The organism is Clostridioides sp. ES-S-0049-02 (assembly GCF_020658465.1).
GTDB lineage: Bacteria > Bacillota > Clostridia > Peptostreptococcales > Peptostreptococcaceae > Clostridioides.
This window is the reverse complement of sequence record NZ_JACVWG010000003.1, coordinates 169643-186192: the sequence shown is the minus strand read 5'-3', so window position 1 is coordinate 186192 and position 16550 is coordinate 169643. Positions and strand designations below refer to the sequence as shown.

Annotated in this window: 16 protein-coding genes; 2 read left to right on the top strand and 14 right to left on the bottom strand. The window is 28.5% G+C overall.

The window, feature by feature from the left end; all coding sequences use genetic code 11:
• Both IC213_RS09660 and IC213_RS09655 read left to right on the top strand, forming a co-directional pair.
• On the top strand, window positions 1-1065 hold the full coding sequence (locus tag IC213_RS09660; RefSeq protein ID WP_227863035.1) for an ABC transporter permease: 1065 nt from the start codon (window positions 1-3) through the stop codon (window positions 1063-1065).
• 255 nt (window positions 1066-1320) lie between these two features.
• Window positions 1321-1818 (top strand): CarD family transcriptional regulator, encoded by a 498-nt coding sequence (locus IC213_RS09655; RefSeq protein ID WP_227434175.1) that lies wholly within the window; start codon window positions 1321-1323, stop codon window positions 1816-1818.
• A 169-nt stretch (window positions 1819-1987) separates the two neighbouring features.
• On the opposite strand, the gene IC213_RS09650 is transcribed toward IC213_RS09655, so the two are convergent.
• The 14 genes from IC213_RS09650 to ylxM form a co-directional block, all read right to left on the bottom strand.
• Entirely contained in the window at window positions 1988-2236 is a 249-nt protein-coding gene (locus IC213_RS09650; RefSeq protein ID WP_227434174.1) for a hypothetical protein, read from the bottom strand.
• A 65-nt stretch (window positions 2237-2301) separates the two neighbouring features.
• Window positions 2302-3318, bottom strand: coding sequence for an alpha-hydroxy-acid oxidizing protein (locus tag IC213_RS09645; RefSeq protein WP_227434173.1), 1017 nt, complete (start codon window positions 3316-3318; stop codon window positions 2302-2304).
• Between the two features lie 57 nt (window positions 3319-3375).
• Window positions 3376-4143, bottom strand: a complete 768-nt coding sequence (locus IC213_RS09640) for a ribonuclease HII (protein ID WP_227434172.1) — start codon at window positions 4141-4143, stop codon at window positions 3376-3378.
• 71 nt (window positions 4144-4214) lie between these two features.
• The gene (locus tag IC213_RS09635) at window positions 4215-6407 is read right to left on the bottom strand and encodes an adenosylcobalamin-dependent ribonucleoside-diphosphate reductase (RefSeq protein WP_227863034.1); all 2193 of its coding nucleotides are present in this window, start codon (window positions 6405-6407) and stop codon (window positions 4215-4217) included.
• Between the two features lie 536 nt (window positions 6408-6943).
• Window positions 6944-8239: a branched-chain amino acid transport system II carrier protein gene (gene brnQ, locus IC213_RS09630; RefSeq protein ID WP_227863033.1), complete on the bottom strand. Its 1296-nt coding sequence runs from the start codon at window positions 8237-8239 to the stop codon at window positions 6944-6946.
• A 1131-nt stretch (window positions 8240-9370) separates the two neighbouring features.
• Complete coding sequence (gene brnQ, locus IC213_RS09625) at window positions 9371-10663, bottom strand: branched-chain amino acid transport system II carrier protein (protein WP_227482228.1); 1293 nt, start codon at window positions 10661-10663, stop codon at window positions 9371-9373.
• A 389-nt stretch (window positions 10664-11052) separates the two neighbouring features.
• Window positions 11053-11949, bottom strand: coding sequence for a ribosome biogenesis GTPase YlqF (ylqF, locus tag IC213_RS09620; RefSeq protein ID WP_227434168.1), 897 nt, complete (start codon window positions 11947-11949; stop codon window positions 11053-11055).
• Window positions 11950-12266: 317 nt separating this feature from the next.
• Entirely contained in the window at window positions 12267-12617 is a 351-nt protein-coding gene (gene rplS, locus IC213_RS09615) for a 50S ribosomal protein L19 (RefSeq protein WP_227434167.1), read from the bottom strand.
• 188 nt (window positions 12618-12805) lie between these two features.
• Entirely contained in the window at window positions 12806-13501 is a 696-nt protein-coding gene (gene trmD, locus IC213_RS09610) for a tRNA (guanosine(37)-N1)-methyltransferase TrmD (RefSeq protein WP_227434166.1), read from the bottom strand.
• A gap of 8 nt (window positions 13502-13509) precedes the next feature.
• Entirely contained in the window at window positions 13510-14025 is a 516-nt protein-coding gene (gene rimM / locus IC213_RS09605) for a ribosome maturation factor RimM (RefSeq protein ID WP_227831227.1), read from the bottom strand.
• Window positions 14026-14135: 110 nt separating this feature from the next.
• Window positions 14136-14363 (bottom strand): KH domain-containing protein, encoded by a 228-nt coding sequence (locus IC213_RS09600; protein ID WP_227434164.1) that lies wholly within the window; start codon window positions 14361-14363, stop codon window positions 14136-14138.
• 64 nt (window positions 14364-14427) lie between these two features.
• A complete protein-coding gene (gene rpsP / locus IC213_RS09595; RefSeq protein WP_003419338.1) occupies window positions 14428-14700 on the bottom strand; it encodes a 30S ribosomal protein S16 in 273 nt (90 codons plus the stop codon).
• Between the two features lie 39 nt (window positions 14701-14739).
• Window positions 14740-16092 carry a signal recognition particle protein gene (gene ffh / locus IC213_RS09590; protein WP_227434163.1) on the bottom strand — a complete coding sequence of 451 codons (1353 nt, stop codon included), beginning with the start codon at window positions 16090-16092 and terminating at the stop codon, window positions 14740-14742.
• A complete protein-coding gene (gene ylxM / locus IC213_RS09585; protein ID WP_227482226.1) occupies window positions 16089-16457 on the bottom strand; it encodes a YlxM family DNA-binding protein in 369 nt (122 codons plus the stop codon). The genes ffh and ylxM overlap by 4 nt, the downstream gene beginning before the upstream one ends.
• Window positions 16458-16550: the final 93 nt, after the last annotated feature.

The window sequence follows — 16550 nt, the reverse complement described above, 5'->3', positions numbered from 1 at the left end:
ATGATTAGATTAATTCTTGCAAATATAAAAAGATATATAAAAAATCCTTCTCTTTTAGCTAGTATGGTTATGATTCCTATTATATTAGTTGTTTCTCTTAACCTTTTTTCTAGTAAATCAGACAATCAATCTATGTACTTTTCTCCAGTAGCAGTTGTATCTAACTCTTCAGGAAAATATGAACATAAATTGATAAATAATTCAAAGTTAAAGGAAAACACATTTAGATTAAATGAAGAAGATAAAGCTATGAACTTACTAAAAAATAATAAAGTTTCTGCAGTATTTGTTTTAGACAAAAATTTTTCAACTGATATAGATAACTTAAAAAGACCTGCTGTTAAATGTTTTAAAACTGAAAATGGTGGTGGTAGTCTTTGGGCAGAATCAGAAATAGAATCTTTTATCAATAATTCTTTAAAATCAAAAATAGATAGAAATCTGGATGAAAAATTAACTAAAACAACTATAGTTGACAACAAACCTGATAAAAACACAAATTTATTTTTACCAGTTTTCTTAATATGTTATTTTATGTATATTAACGCAGCACATCTTGCTTCTGACTTATTTTCATTAAAAAAATCAAATGTTTTAAAAAGGCTTATTTCTACAAAACATAAAGATATAAAAATAATTTTTAGCATACTCTTAGGCTTATTTTTTATTCAAGCAATTGTATACACTTTAATACTTGGATGCCTTACATTTGTTGGAGATTTTAAATTAACTCTAAATGTATTAATGATTGTACTAGCAAATAGTTTTGTTTCCACTGGATTTGTATTTTGTATAGCTAGAGTATTCAAAAATGAAAACTCTATAAGCCTTGTAACTACATTTTATTCTTTAATAGGTTTAGCTATATCTATATCTAGTCTGATACCATCAATGAATGAATTATCATTTATGGCTAATCTATCAAAGCTTACACCTTTTTACTGGACTATAAACGCTATTAAAAGCAATGATAGCATTTTAATAAATGTAATCGTTCTAATACTTATTGGAATAGTATTTGTAACAGCTGGAAGTTTTAAATTAAGAGATTTTGCAAAAAACTAATGATTACTAAATATAGTTAGTATATAATTTTATACAATACTAACATAATATTTCAAGATGTTAAATTATTTTATATTATATTTTTATAGTTGGCTTTATAGTTGCTTTTAACCACTTTTGATACCAAACTTAGTATTATATATTAATATTTTTGACTTGTCAATAGTTTTATGATATAATATTAATTATTAGATAATTAAAGCATTGTACCCAAATTGCAATATCTAAAATTCAGTTTGGAGGTATAACTAACATATGTATAATATCGGTGAAAGTGTGATGTATCCAAAAGAGGGAGCCTGTTATGTAAGTGATATTGTAACCAAGGAAATAAATAAACATATGCAGAAATACTACGAATTAACTGTCATTTTCAATAGTACTCTTAAAATTTCTATTCCTGTTCTGAATGCTGACAAGATTGGTGTCCGTCCAATTATGAACGAAAATGAAATTGATAATTTTATCCAATCTATTAACAAAACAGATGCTATATGGATTTTTGATAGAAAGAAGCGGCTTAAATTATACCACGATAAATTTCATTCAGGAGATATCTTTGAGATTGTAAAATTAATTAAGATGCTTATGATACAAGATTGTTCAAAACAATTATGTAGTACAGATAAGGACTTTTTAAATAAAGCTCAGAGATTTGCTTTGTCGGAATTAGCTGCTGCTCAATGTAAATCCTATACAATCGTATTAGAAGAAATGAAAAAACATATTCTAAATCCGAAAAATAATAATTAAACCAGTCTTTAAGACTGGTTTTATTTTTTAGATTAATCATATTTATTACCATATTTTACTTTAGATTTCATAATATAGTGTTTATAAAGCCATCTTAACTAGAATATATTTTATACAACAAAAAACCAAGTGTAAGTCAGTAATATGATTTACACTTGGTCAACAAAATCTAATCTTCCTCAAGTTCCTTTTTTTCTTCCAATAATACATTCAATTCATTTGCTTCTAAAATCTGTGCTTCTGCAATGTCAAGTAACTCTTGTTGCCATTCCACACATTTATCTTTGTAATCAAAAGGTAGCGTTCTGTCAACTATGTACTTATCGATACATTCCTCCGCACTTTTAACTATTTGCTTTCTCTCATCAATAAATTTTTCCAATTCTACTAAGGCTTCTTCATAAGCTTTTTTACTCATATAAATTCCCCCTTTGTATAATTGTTCTACATTAAAATGATTTTTCCTCTTTTTTGTATAAAAATTTATTTGTATATAACTTTTCCATCAATATCTTTTATAGTTTGACATCCAGTTAATATCATAGAACCACTTAATTCTGATTGAAGTTTATTTACATAAGTTTCTACACCATCAGTTGCTCCACCAAATGAAGCTGTTACAAAAGGTCTTCCTATTAATACTGCATCTGCCCCTAGACCTATCATTTTTAATACATCCAACCCTGTTCTAACTCCACCATCTGCAAGTATTGTAACTTTACCTTTAACAGACTCAGCAATCTTTGGTAAAACTTCACATGCTCCGGGAGTACAGTCAAGTACTCTTCCTCCATGATTTGATACAACAATTGCATCTACACCTGCTTCAACTGCCATTAACGCATCTTCTACAGTCATTATTCCCTTTAATATAAATGGTAATTTAGTAGATTTAACTAATTCTTTTATTTGGTCAACATTTTTAGGAAGTACTGGTTTTCCATGTAGTGATAAAGTTACTAAACCACAAGCATCTATATCAACTCCAACTGCAAATGCTCCAGCTTCTTCAGCCAATCTTATTTTTTTTATAATATTTTCATTGTCCCAAGGTTTAATAAATACAATTCCAGCACCATTATACTTTTTAACTACATCTAAATTTTCCATTAAAAATGCATCTACTGCTGTATCTCCAACCATTGCATAGATACCACTATTGACACATCCTGCAACTACTGGTTCTATGTAATCTCTTTCATTTATTTTTCCACCCATATTTAAAGTAGTTCCTGTTACTGGAGCTGCAAATATAGGAGCACTCATTTTTTTTCCGAACATTTCTATAGATGTATCAGGATTTGAAACATCATGTATTACTCTCATATTTACTTTTACTTTTTCTAAACTCTTGCTATTTTCTATAAAAGAAGAACCACTTCCTTTACCTCCCATACCAGGTACTTCACCTGCACAGACAACTCCATTACAAACTTTACAAACTTTACAACTTCCATTTAAATTTTCTCTAGCATTTTTTAATAGTTCATTATAATCCATCTCTAATCCCCCATTAATTATAGTAATTTATATAATATATATTATATCATATTATGTTTATAGTATATTTTTCAAGAAGCTTTTTCTATGTATAGGAGTTATCCCATGTTTTTCAATAGCTTCATAGTGTTCTTTTGTTCCATATCCCTTATGAGATTTAAATCCATATTCTGGATATACTCTATCATATTGATACATTATACTATCCCTAGTAACTTTCGCTAATATACTTGCTGCTGCTATTGATATAGATTTTGAATCTCCTTTTATAATTGGATTTTGAACTATATCAATTCCTGGTATTGTCGCTGCATCAACAAGTAAGTAATCTGGTGTTTGTTTTAAACAATTTATTGCTTTTTTCATTGCCATATACGTGGCATTTAATATGTTAAATTCATCTATTTCTTCGTTATTTACTATCCCTATTCCATAATCTAATGCTTCTTTTTTTATTACTTCAAAAAGCTCATCTCTTTTTGCTTCACTTAGTTTCTTAGAATCATTTACGCCTTCTATTTTTGTATTTTTCTTAAACACTACAACAGAAGCTACAACAGGACCTGCAAGTGGTCCTCTTCCAGCTTCATCAATTCCTCCAATATATAAATATCCTTTACTATATCCTTCATTTTCAAACGTATTTATGGTTTCTAATCTTTCTGCTTCTTTTCTAATATTATCTAGTTTCTTAGCAAGTTTTATAGCCAAACTTTGAACAGATTTTCTTTCGTCCACTCTTAATATTTCTATATATTCCATATACTTTTCAACTTCTAAAGCCTCAATTATTTCTTTAATCTCCCTCACACTCTTGTTCTGCATGCTATCCCCTCATCTTTCACCTGTAAAAATATTCTTCTCTTAAATATATTAAAAACTCACTAACTTAGAATTTAATTGCATCCACTATATCCACATTTTAAACATATACTACATCCACCTGTATGTGCTATTCCTTCACTACCACACTCAGGGCATACAAACTTTTCATCTTCTTCAAAATTTTTACTTTTTAATTCTTTGGCTTTTTCTTCTTTATTATCTTTTTCTTCTTTATTATTTTTATGAGACTCTTTTTTATTATCTTCTTTTTTGTTATTTTCTTTTTTATTATCTTCTTTTTTTTCATTTATTAAGATTCCACTCCTTTTGCATCCATCTCTAAATATTGTTACTCCCTTAAGACCAGCTTCCCATGCCTTAACATATATGTTGAAAACATCTTCAATTGTAGTTTCAAAAGGTATATTTATTGTAGATGATATAGAAGCATCAATATACTTTTGCCATACTTTTTGCATATTTATTCTTTCTTCATATCCTATATTCATAGCAGTAACAAAAAAATCTGGTAAACATTCTTCATCTGTAATGCCTTTTTTATCCATATATTCTTTAACTATTGGAGTATATACTTTATAATACACATCTTCATCATGCAAACTTTCAGTTTTTCTTATATATGAAAGATTAAATATAGGTTCTATTCCTCCACTAATACCTATCATTGTAGATATAGAACCTGTAGGAGGTATAGTTAAAAGTTGTGAGTTTCTAAGCCCATACTTTTCAACCATATCTTTAATATCATCGTTTAGGTTTTCTATAAAAAATCTAGATTTAGAAATATTTTCATATTTATACTCACTAAATGTGCCATATTCTTTAGCAATCAAAGCTGATTGTTTTACAGCTTCGTTAAGCATAGTTTTACCAATTAAATCACACAATTCTAAAGATTTATCAGAACCATATCTTATCCCCATCTTTATAAGCATGTCAGCAATACCCATTACACCTAATCCTATTTGTCTATATTTATAGACACTATCCCTTTGTTCTTGTAATGGATGTAAATTTAATCCCTCATCTAATACATCATTTAAAGCTACCACAGCTTCTCTAACACAAGATTTTAACTTATTAATATCAAAGGTAGCATGTTCCCCAAATGGTTGTATTACAAACTCTGATAAGTTTATTGAGCCAAGCAAACAGCTTCCTCCACTTGGAAGTGGCTCTTCTGCACAAGGATTTACACCTGAAAAACAAAAAGACTTATCTTCACTCATAAGGTTATATGTTTTTATTTTGTCCCAAAATAATATTCCTGGTTCTGCATAATCCCAGTTATTTTTAACAAACTTATTAAACAAATCATATGCATTTACTATTTTGACTATTTTTTCTCCAGTAGTTTCAACTTCAAAAGTACAATTATACAACTTTTTTTCCTTTACAGCTTGCATAAACTCATCTGTTACTCTTACAGAAATATTTGCTTTAGTAACCTTCTCCAAATCAGTTTTTATATCTATAAATTCCTCTATTTCCGGATGATTTACATCCATAGAAATCATAAGAGCTCCCCTTCTACCTCTTTGACCAATCAAACCTGTCGTCATGCTATAAAGTTCCATAAAAGACACTGCTCCAGTTGTATATTTTGCAGCATTATTTACTTTTGCACCTTTGGGTCTTAATTTTGAAATATCAATTCCAACCCCTCCACCATAACTAAAAGTTCTAGCAAGTTTTTTTGCAGTGTCAAAAATATCTTCTATACTGTCTTTTGGTGGCTCTATTACATAACAATTAGAATAAGTTACTTTTTTACCTTCTTTATGTAAACCTCTATTTGCTAAAATTCTACCTGCAAATAAAAATCTCTTTTGTCTTATTAACTTTGATATTCTTGGACTATTATTTGAAATTCTCTTTATCCATTCATCAAAACTTTCTCCATCGTGTCTATACTTATTTTTCCATATTGATTTTTGTAATTCATCAAACTCCCAAGCCTTATGTCTTATTTCTGAACGTCTTTCTCTATATAATATGTAGTGTTTTGCTATATCTTTTCTATTTGATTCCATAAGTAATACTTCAACTATATCTTGGATTTCTTCTACAGATAAACATTTTTCCATAGAATTATAATCATTAGCGATTTTTCTTGATATATCATATGCTAAATCTCTATCTACTCCACCTTCACTATTTATACTAGCCTTATAGACAGCATCTTCAATCTTACTTTTACTAAAAAGTTCTTTTGTCCCATCTCTTTTTATTATGTACTTCATTTTTAGACCTCCAATAAATTAGTATTACATTAATACACCTATTAGTTGTAATTCTAAACAAACTTTTTTCTATATTTGCATGTTTTCATATTAATTATCTTACACAATATATATTATACTATTTTATATTCAATATAACACGCTTTATAGTTTTCTCAATTAAGTAAATGAACTTTTTATATTCTAAATATCTTCTATTAAAAACTTAAAAATAACATAAAAAAGTATATAAAAGTGTAATTATACTCTTATATACTTTATTTTTTTATAAATTTTATCCTTATTATTCCATTATTTTCCATTGAAATTATTAATAAATTCTTTATATTTTCCATATAAATATGCTACATCCCATAAATATTATTTGTAAATATATATAACAAAATTCAACCTAACAATAATCTATCTTTAATCTACTTAATTTAATATCCATTTACATATAAATACATATAAAGTTTTACATATCAAAAAGGAATTGCCTCCTAAATGATTTTAATCACTTTAAGGCAATTCCTATATGTATTAATTATTCTTTATTATTGTACAGCTTTGCTGCTTTGAGATGGAATAAAGTTTCCTATTACCCCTGCTATTACAACTGGAACTACCCAGTTAAATCCTAATGAAGCTAGTGGTAAGCTATTAACTAAAGGTATATTTATACCAAAGCTTGTTGCAACTGTTAATACACTTACTAACAATGCCATATATGCAGCGCATTTAAATACATTGTCATTTTTAATTTGATTACTAAATAATGCTAGTATAACTAGAGTTATAGTTGCTGGATATACCATACTTAATATAGGAGAAGAGAATTTTATTATTGTACTTACTCCAAAGTTTGATATGATTGCACTAAATACACAAACTACTATAACTATATGCTCATATTTTAATTTTCCATCTGTAAGTGTTGAGAAATATTGACCTGCTGCTGAAGAAAGACCTATAGCTGTTGTTAAACATGCTAATGTAACTATAATAGCCAATAGAATCTTACCTGTATTTCCAAGTAATGCTGCTGTTATTGAAACTATTAAAGCTGTTTGTTGAACATCTTGTCCATATATCTTAGATACAGTTGCTCCAAGGTAACATAGTCCACCATAAACTAGTGCCATACCTATTACCGCTATAACACCTGCACTTACTGTAGCTTTCATCTTTTCTTTTTCACCTGTATAACCTTTAGCTATTACTGACATGATTATAATTGATGCAAATACACTAGCTGCCAATGCATCCATTGTTTGATATCCTTGAGTTATACCTTCTGCAAATACATTTTGTATTAAAGAAGTATCTCTTATGTCTCCTAGTGGAGATACAATACCTTTAACTATTAATACTGCTAAAGCTATAAGTAAAGCTGGAGTTAAAATTGATCCAACTATATCTACAACTTTTGATGGTCTTATTGTTAAAACCAATACTATAGCAAAGAATACTATAGAGAATATTACTGGGCTTATTCCTGAACCTATTGTAGGTAATATACCCATTTCATAAGTTGTTGCTGCTGTTCTAGGTATTGCCAAAAGTGGCCCTATACAGATTACCATTGCACATCCTAATACAACACTTAATCCTTTACCAGCTCTTGAAAACATTTTTGATGTGTCTCCATTGAACTTAGTTGCTGCTATAACTGCTAATAATGCCAAACCACCATCTGCGAAAAGGAATCCTATGAAAGCTACTAGCCAACTACTTCCGGATAAAACTCCTAGATATGGAGGGAATATTAAGTTCCCAGCACCAAAAAACATTGCAAATAGTGCAAATCCAATTACAATTACATCTTTAAACTTGATTTGTTTCTCACCCATTTAAAGCACCCCCATTTGAATTTTACTACGTTTTATTACATTTTACCAAAAAATAAGTCCAATCTCTTCTTAAATGAAAACCTTTTGACGAGATTTTATTTAATTATACATTTTTGACCTAAACTTGTCAATTATGTTTCATAATTTATAAAATCTTCGCAATATTTAGTACAACTTTCTTAATTAAATAAAATTAACATGTATACTTTAAACATATATGCTTTTTTTATTTTTATTTAATTTTTCTTGACAAAATTAAAACTTTTAAATCATCTTAATTGTGCGACTTTTTCAATTATTTGCATTATTTCCAATTTATATTGCTTTATAGACAATATTAATGTATACATCACTCTCCTTTTTGTTTTGTATAATTTTTTAAGTTCAATTTAAATTTTAAATATTTTGTGTTTATTATATAATCTGAAAAAAAAGCAGTCAATATGATTTTTAATTTTTTTAATTTTCAAAATTATGATACTTAAAAAATCGTTTTCCTTTTGTCATAACTTCTATTTACGTTAATTCTTGTAGTATTTTGTATTTATTTTGCTAAATTCACTATTAATTTTACTGAATTCCAATTCTACTCTTATAGACTTTTTACTTACTAGAGTGCTTCCAAATCATTTTTTCTGAAAATTTTTTATTATGATTTGTTGATTTATTTTTCTTCATAGAAACTATATTGTAAGTTCCAACTTGTTAAAACTTTGCAGTTGCTAGTATTCACCTTAGTTTACTTATTTTTTAGAATTTACTAAATAATCTTAATATAAACCAATTAAAAAACAATTTAGTAATTTACATAGGTTATTTATATGTTCAAATGCCTTAAATTTTATTTTATTATTTTATTATTGTCACAATTTTATTTATATAATATTTTTGTAAAAGTCAACTAATACACATATCTGAACTTGTAATATTACTTTGAATATCTTTTATAAATACTCATTATTGTTAAAAAATAAACATTATTTTTTTTTAATACTTCTAGCTAATTTTACTATATCAAATGCAAATAATTAGTATGTACTCAAAAATAAAAAGAGTTATCTATATAAATAGTTTCATTTATTATAGATAACTCTTTTATTTTCAAATGCTTATATTTCAATTAAATAAGTTTTAATTTGTACCAAGTGTATTGGATTGACTTTTTGATGGTATAAAATTACCAATTATTCCAGCTATTATAACTGGAACTACCCAGTTAAATCCTAATGAATGAAGAGGTAAAGAATTTACTACTGGAACGCTTACTCCATAACTAGATATAACTGTTAATATACTTACAAGCAATGACATATATACTGCTCCTTTGTATACATTATCATTCTTAATTTTTTCATTAAAGAAAGCCAATATTATTAAAACAATTGATGGTGGATAAACTATACTTAGTATAGGGGATGCTATCTTTATTATAGTTCCAACACCAAAAGATGCTACTACTGCACTGAATACAGATACGGCTAATACTATTTTTTCGTAACTTAACTTACCTTTTGTAAGTCTAGAAAAATATTGCCCTGTTGCAGATGTAAGACCTATAGATGTAGTTAAACATGCTAGAGATACTACTACCGCTAAAATCGCTTTCCCAACATTTCCAAGCAATCCTTGTGTTATATTTACTATTACTTGTGATTGTACTGCATCTGTTCCATACATTGTAGATACAGTTGCACCAAGGAAACATAATCCACCATAAACTAGTGCCAATCCTCCACAAGCAAGAACACCTGCTTTACCAATCATCTTTAACTTTTCACTAATACTAGTATATCCTTTTTCATTTAGAGATACTATCAGTACTGATGCAAGCGCTATTGCTGCAAATGCATCCATTGTCTGGTAACCTTGACCAATACCTTCTGCAAATACATTAGGTATCATAGGTTTATCTATTACCTCTCCAAGAGGAGATATAACACCTTTTATAATTATAAATGCTAAAGCTATTAGAAGAGCTGGAGTTAAAAATTGTCCAACTATATCTACGACCTTAGATGGTCTTATTGTTAATACATATGATATCGCAAAATAAACTATACAGAATAATAACACTGGAATTGAGCTTCCAAATAAAGGCATCATACCCATCTCATAAGTTGTTGCACCTGTTCTTGGTATAGCTAAGAATGGTCCTATACATAAAATATCTACACAACCTATAAGAATCCCCAATTTCATACCACATCTTTTAAACATTTCTATTACGTTTCCATCGAATTTAGCTGTAGCCATTACTGCTAGAAGTGCCAAACCAGCATCAGCAAATGTAAATCCTAAGAAGGCAATTAACCATTCTGGACCTGTAATTATTCCCAAGTATGGTGGAAATATTAAGTTACCTGCTCCAAAGAACATTGCGAATAATGCAAATCCAAATACTATTACATCTTTGGTCTTACCCATTATAAAATCCCCCTTTTTAACCTTATTAAATTAACAAAATTTCTCAATTGTTCACGTTTGCATAAATAAATTAACTAAAACAATAAGAACCTATTATTAAATTAATAAAATTAAATAAATTAAATTTTTAATATATTGTATTTATTTGTGCTTATTATATATTATATGAAACAAGCAAGTCAATATGCCAAAATTACAAATTATCATACTGATTTTAATTTTCAAAAAATTAGGTATATTTGTCTTAAATTAATATTTTTGAAAGTTTTCTAATCTAATTTATACTTTTATGTGACAATTTTTGTCTATATTTCAGAAAATAAAAAAAACCTTTTAAAAAAAGGTTTTTTTTTACTTATAATATTAATTTTTTAAGTCAGCTTTAAAATCTATCTTTTAACACTCTCTGGTACTTCTAGTGTTATATTGCCTATCTTTCCATCTCTAAATTCATTTAAGACAGTTACAGCTATGCGTGTATAATCAAGTTCTTTCCCACCTGTTATGAATCCTCTTTTATGACCAATCATATCCATTGTTTCAATTGGAGTTTCTCCTAAAGAATCTAATTTATATCTAGCTTTCAACTTTTCTGGCTCTATTATCATAAGTTTTTCTATAAGTCTTAAAGCTAAGGTCTCAACGTCTAAAATCTCATCTTTTATAGCTCTACTAAATGCTAAGTTTAAAGCAACTTCTTGGTCTTCAAACTTTGGCCAAAGTATTCCAGGTGTATCTAAAAGTTCAAGATTTCCCTTTAACCTAACCCATTGCTTACCTTTAGTTACTCCTGGCTTATCTCCCGTTTGAGTACTTTTTCTACCTGTTAATTTGTTTATAAGAGATGATTTTCCTACATTTGGTACACCAACTATCATTATTCTTATAGCTCTTTCTTTTCTTCCTTTATCTTTTAAAGAACTCATTTTTTCTCTAGTTACATTCTTACATTCTTCTACTATCTTATTTACACCTACACCTTTTAGTGTATCTACTGGTATAGCTTTTATATTATTCTTTTTATAGTACTCAATCCATTGATTTAACTTATCTCTATCTGCCATATCGCTTTTATTTAATACAACTACCCTAGGCTTATCTCCTACAAGCATATCTATATCTGGATTTTTGCTACTAAATGGTATTCTAGCATCTAAAAGTTCAACCACTACATCAATTAGTTTTAAGTTATTTTTTACTAATTCTTTGGTTTTCTTCATATGACCTGGATACCAGTTTATATGTAGATTATTATCCATAAGATACTCTTCATATTCATTTGACACGTATATCACTCCTTTAAAATAGTATGTTATTATTACCTAATTTTACTTAAAAATATATCTACTTAAAATCCTACATTGTCACCCTTTTAACATCATACTTTACATAATATTATTTTCTTATTTTTAGTATTATTTCAAAATATAATCCAATATTTATTGATTTTATTTTCAATTTTAAAATTCCTAAATCTATCAATAAATAGTATATTTTCAACAAATAATCATATGCGCTTACAATTTAATTATTTGTTATGATTTTAGTTAAAATAGAAAGAGGACTGATAAATCAGCCCCCCATTTATAAGTAAAGTTTTTAATTATCTATTTCTAGCTTCTTTTATCTTAGCAGCTTTACCTACTCTACCTCTTAAGTAGTTTAGTTTAGCTCTTCTTACTTTACCTTTTCTAGTTACTTCTATTTTTTCTATTTTTGGAGAGTGAACTGGGAAAGTTCTTTCTACACCAACATTGAAAGACATTTTTCTAACTGTAAAAGTCTCTCTTGCTCCTCCACCTTGTCTCTTTAATACTACACCTTCGAATATTTGTATTCTTTCTCTTTTACCTTCTATAATTCTAACGTGTACTTTAACTGTGTCCCCAGGTCCAAAATTAGGAACTTCATTTTTTAATTGTTCTTGCTCAATTGCTCTTAACATTTCATTCATCTTTCTTCCTCCTAAATATCATAGACGTTCTTAACTACCCGACCAGTGTAAACAGAGGAACGCCCGTATTTCCAACATTTTATATTATACTATACTTCTATAGTTATTACAAGCATTTTTATATTTTTAATTCCATTTATAGCCACTTTATTGTATACATGTATATTAAATTTTTATTGTATATGTTTTTATTTTTCTTGAGATTTTTTATATAAGTCTAATCGTCTTTCCTTAGTTATTCTTATAGATTCTTCTCGTCTCCACTCATCTATCTTTTTATGATTTCCTGATAAAAGCACTTCTGGTACTTTTAACTCTTCAAACTCTCTAGGTCTTGTGTAATGAGGATACTCCAATAGATTATCTTTAAATGACTCCTCTTCAAATGATTCGTCCTGATTTAATACTCCTGGAATTAATCTTGATATAGAATCTATCATTATAAGTGCAGGCAGTTCTCCTCCAGTTAGTACATAATCTCCAATTGAAATTTCATCAGTTACTATTAAATCAATAATTCTCTCATCTATTCCTTCATAGTGACCACATAGAAGTATTATATCCTCTTGGATAGACATCTCTTTGACTATAGATTGATTGTATACTTTACCTTTGGGAGTTAAATAAATTACTCTTGGATTGTTTATATTATGAGTTTTTATTATATGCTTATATGTGTCATATATAGGTTGAGGAGTCATCACCATACCAGCTCCTCCTCCAAATGGATAATCATCTACTTTTTTATGTTTATTATTAGAAAAATCTCTTATATTATATATATGCACATCAATTATGCCTTTTTCAACTGCTCTTTTCATTATACTTTCATTCATGTATGAATTAAATATTTCTGGAAAAAGCGTCATTATATGAAATCTCATATTACCACCTAATCTATCATACCCTTAATAGGGTCTATAATCATTTTTCTTTCATCCATATCTATAGTAGGTACAAATTTTTTTATAGCTGGTATCATAAATTCTTTATCTTCTTCACCTTTTATTACATAGACATCATTTGCAGAATATTGAAGTACATCCTCTAAGACTCCTACATACTTTCCTTCTATAGTTAAAACTACCAAACCAATCATGTCTGCTATAAAAAACTCGCCTTCTTCAAGGTCTCTACTCTCTTCTCTAGACACATACATAAATTTATTTTTTAGCTTTTCTGCTTTTTCTATAGTGTCTATATCTTTTATCTTCATTATAACCATAGAACCTTTATATCTTACATTTTCTACAGTCCACTTGTTGTTTAAATCTTTTCCTAAATAAAAATCTTTCAATTCATCAAATCTATCTATATCATCAGTAAGTGGATAAACTCTTACCTCACCTTTTAGACCTTGTGTGTTTACTATTTGCCCTACCTTAAAATGAGTTAATTTTTCTTTCATGTTATCACCTTCTCAAAAAAATTTAATCTTATGTTACCATATCATCATAAATTCTCAAAACTGTACACAGTTATACAAAAAGGACTAGGCACTATACCTAATCCTCCTCTTTACACTATCTCAAGAGAAACTTTTATGTTTTCTCTATTTGCAACAGATCTTACGACAGTTCTTATAGCTTTAGCTATTCTTCCCTGCTTCCCAATAACCTTACCCATGTCATCTTGAGCAACTGTAAGCTTTAAGACGATACCGTCATTGTCTTTAAATTCCTCAACAACAACTGAGTCAGGATTATCAACTAGAGCCTTAGCTATATCTACAACTAGCTCTTTCATATATTTCATCTCCTAAAGTAACCTCAACAATAAGTATTTACTTATACTAATTGCTAAGAGAAAATTATTTTGCTTGTTTAGAAGCTTCGAATTTTTCTATTACTCCATTTTTTACAAGTAATTTTTTAACTACTTCTGTTGGTTGAGCACCAGTAGCTAACCATTTTATTGCTTTTTCATCATTTATTCTTACTTGTTTAGGTTCAGAAATTGGATTATAGTATCCTATTTCTTCTATGAATTTTCCATCTCTTGGAGCTCTTGAATCAGCTACTACTATTCTGTAGAAAGGTTTTTTATTAGCTCCCATTCTTTTTAATCTTATTTTAACTGCCATTACAGTCACCTCCGAATAATTTTTACTATTTTTTATATTTTATTTAAAAAAAGGTAAACCGCCTAAGCCGCCCCTTTTCTTCATACTTTTTTGTGAACCAGCAAACATCTTCATCATTTTTTTCATTTCATTAAGTTGTTTTATAAGTCTATTTACATCTTGAACAGTAGTTCCACTACCTCTAGCTATTCTTTTTTTCCTAGAAGCATTTAATATTCCTGGGTTACGTCTCTCATATGTAGTCATTGACTGAATTATGGCTTTAGTTCTATTCATTTCTTTACCATTCAAGTCTACATCTCCAAGTTGGTCTTTTATATTTCCCATACCAGGCATCATACCAAGTATCTTGTCTAGAGGTCCCATATTTTGTATTTGTTCCATTTGTTGTAAAAAATCTTCAAAATCTAGTTCTTGTTTTTTGATTTTTTGTTCTAATTCCTTAGCTTTTTCTAAGTCCATACTTTCTTGTGCTTTTTCTATTAGGCTTAATACATCTCCCATACCTAATATCCTTGATGCCATTCTGTCTGGGTGGAAAGGTTCTATATCATCTAGTTTCTCTCCCATACCCATAAACTTTATAGGTTTTTGTGTTACTGCTCTTATTGAAAGTGCAGCTCCACCTCTAGTATCTCCATCTAATTTAGTTAATACTACTCCATCAACACCAAGTGCTTCATTGAAGCTTTCTGCAACATTTACTGCATCTTGCCCTGTCATAGAGTCTACAACTAAAAGTATTTCATGTGGCTTAACTTCTGACTTAATTGACTTTAACTCATCCATAAGCACTTCATCTATATGAAGTCTACCAGCAGTATCTATAATAACCAAATCGTTAGCATTTTTAATTGCATGACTTAAACCTGCCTTGGCAATATTTACTGGACTTTCTTTATCTCCCATATTGAATACAGGTATATCCAATTTTTCACCAACAACTTGAAGTTGCTTTATAGCTGCTGGTCTATAAATATCACAAGCCACCAATAGAGGCTTCTTGCCTTGCTTTTTAAAATATCCTCCAAGTTTTCCTGCTGTCGTAGTTTTACCTGCACCTTGCAATCCAACCATCATTAAGATTGTAGGAGGTTTTGAGGAAATCATTACTTTACTTTGTACATCCCCCATTAAACTTGTAAGTTCTTCATTTACAATTTTTATTACATGTTGAGCTGGTGTCAAACTTTGCATAACCTCTTGTCCAACACATCTCTCTTGAACTTTTTTTATAAAATCTTTAACTACTTTAAAGTTAACATCTGCTTCAAGAAGAGCAAGTTTAACTTCTCTCATAGCATTTTTTACATCTGCTTCTGTAAGTTTTCCTTTTGACTTTAACTTACTGAATGCCCCTTGTAGTTTATCCGACAATCCTTCAAATATCATTTTATCATCTCCCTACATACATCTTCTATATTTTCTAGCTTAGGGATTAAATTAGCACAATCTCTATTGTGCAATAAATCTTCTTTAATGTCAATAATTTTATTTCTTATAAATTTAATATTTTTTTCCTGTTCTTGAAGCTTAGATACTAAATGTAGCTTTTCTTCATAATCTCTTAGTATCTTTTCTGAACGTTTCAATGTATCATATACACCTTGTCTTGATACACTTAAATTCTCACTGATTTCACCTAAAGAGTAATCCTCTTCATAGTATAGAGCTACTATCTCTTTTTGCTTATCAGTTAGTAATTCTTTATACTGTTCAAATAACAATCCAATTTCGACCATTTTTTCTATATTCATATCTTACACTTCCTAGCAGTATACTGTAAAGGTTATTTACTTTACACTATTGTATTTTATATCATATAAACACTCTTGTCAACCATTATTTTT